Origin of the sequence: Pantoea wallisii (assembly GCF_002095485.1) — a bacterium.
GTDB classification, from domain to species: Bacteria; Pseudomonadota; Gammaproteobacteria; order Enterobacterales; family Enterobacteriaceae; genus Pantoea; species Pantoea wallisii.
On the sequence record NZ_MLFS01000121.1, the window covers coordinates 1 to 2,177 of the forward strand.

General features: G+C 62.9%; 1 protein-coding gene. It reads right to left on the reverse strand.

Annotated elements, in window-relative coordinates:
* Positions 1–2,177: S8 family serine peptidase (locus HA48_RS21800; RefSeq protein ID WP_128603167.1), on the reverse strand; the 2,177-nt coding region annotated here is incomplete at both ends.

The window sequence follows — 2,177 nt, forward strand, 5'->3', positions numbered from 1 at the left end:
CGATAGCCGCTCTGCACGGCTGCCTGCCAGCTGTCGCTGCGTGTGGAGGAGGAGACCGGCGTGGCCTCATCCAGCAGCACCAGGCGCTGCAGTTTATCGCGCCCGTGCTGATAGCTCAGATTGCCCTGCCAGTACCACTGCGGCGTCACCGCATAGCGACCATACAGCATCACGCCCTGCAAACTGTTCTGGCTGCCGCCACCGCTCTCCGCGTACGTCGCGTTGAGTTGGGTTTGCGTCCAGGCGATGCCGAGGCGCAGACCCGGCCGATCGAAATCGCTCTCTACCCCCAGCGCGGTCAGCGTATAGCGATAGCGATTGCCCAGATAGCCCTCCTGATTCAGCGCGCCACGCAGCTGGCCGCTCTCCAGCCAGAAGCCGCTGTGCTGCTCTGTATCGGTCTCGCTCAGGCGGTTACTCAGCAGGCGCGTCTGGTAATCCAGCGCATTAAACAGCACGGCGTTGCCGGAAGCGTGCGCCTGCCCGGAGAGCGAGTTGATAGCCGCCCGGGCATTGGGTGCGTCCGCCAGCGTCTGGAACGCACCGGCTGCCGCCAGGGCGGATTGCTGGGTTGTGCTTAGCGCCGCCTGCTTCTGCCAGCGATCCGCAGTGATAAACGCCTGTTCAAGGTTACGGGCAGTCTGCTGCGCGCTGACAGCGTTGATGCCCAGCGCATCGGCCGCGTCAGCGGTATTTTTGCGGGTGAGCTGGCCGGTTACGTTATGGGCGTCGTAGCTGACGCTGCCCTCCAGAAACACGCCGGTATTGATCTGACTGAACTGGCCGTTGAGGCCGCCACCGCTGGTCAGCAGCGTCTCCTGCTGCTGCACCACGTAACCGGCGGAGGGCGGTGCCAGAGAGAGCGTGCCATCAAGCGTGGCGCGTCCGGAGACCCGTAGCGGATTTGTCAGCGTGACGTTAAGCGTGCCGTCCGCGGCCTGCTGATAATCGCCCTCAATCCTTACGCCACTGTTGACGGTGCCCTGGTTGATCAGATTGCCACCAATACGCCCGCTGCCGCCGAGTTTGCCGCTGCCGCTGACCCGTGCATCACCGGCAATGGCACCCTCAATCAGCAGGGTATTGGCGGTAACCTGCGTCAGCCCCTGATAGTGATTGTTGCCGGTAAGCTGCAGAACGCCGTTGTGCTCCGCGCCATCCAGCACCAGGCCGCGATCGCCGGTGATGTCGTTGCTGAAAACATAACGCCCGGCATCAAGGCTGGCGTGAAAATCCTCTGCCCAAAATTGCCCCGGACCCTGCAAGGATTTGGCGGCATTAAGCTCACCCCAGCCAAAAGTGTCGTTGTAGGGCCGTCCGCCGGCGCTGTCGGGCTGGTTATCGTGGGCATCGCTGCGGTAGGTGGCAGTCGTGAGCAGCGTTTGCTGCAGATTGTGGCCGCTCATCCACGGATAGCGTTGCAGCAGCTGTGAAGCAGCGGCGGTGACGCGCGGTGCCGCAAACGAGGTGCCGAAACTGCGGGCATTCACCGCGCTGCCGTCGGCGTTCTGATGCACATAGTCGCTGTAGCCTGGCGCAGCAAGGCACCATGCGGCGGCCGCACCGCAGGCATCAAACATGGCCGATCCGGCCGGACGTCCCGGCTTGTCGTAGCCGGTCGTCTCCAGCACGCCGGTCACGGCCAGCAGATTACGCGCCAGATGCGCATCCTGATACATCAGCGGCGTCAGCACATCCGGCGCGGGCGTAGCAGTCCCGTTATTGCCGGTGATCATCACCGCTAAGCCATCGGCAGCGGAGATCGCCTGTAAACCCTGGTAGAGCGACTGATAGCGCTGGCGCGCGCCGATCAGCGTCTGCACGGTTGTCAGGCGTTCAGGCGAACCATAGGACATGTTAAAAATGCGCACGCCCTGATCCAGCAAATCGTGCACCGCGCGCGTACTGTCGGCATAGTTAAACAGGTTATTTTGTGATGCCTGCGCCATATACAGCGTACTGCCGGGCGATAAGCCGAGCAGCGTCAGCGCCACCACGGTGCCGTGGCCGTTGATGCCCTGATTGTCGTTCAGACGCGAATCGCTGCCGACATAACTGGAGAAGATCACGCTGTCGTAGTTGATATCGCTGCGGCCTGGCGCCAGTCCGGAGTCAATAATGGCCACTTTACGGCTGTCGGGGACCGCCGGGATGACCGGCGGCGGGGCAGGATCCAG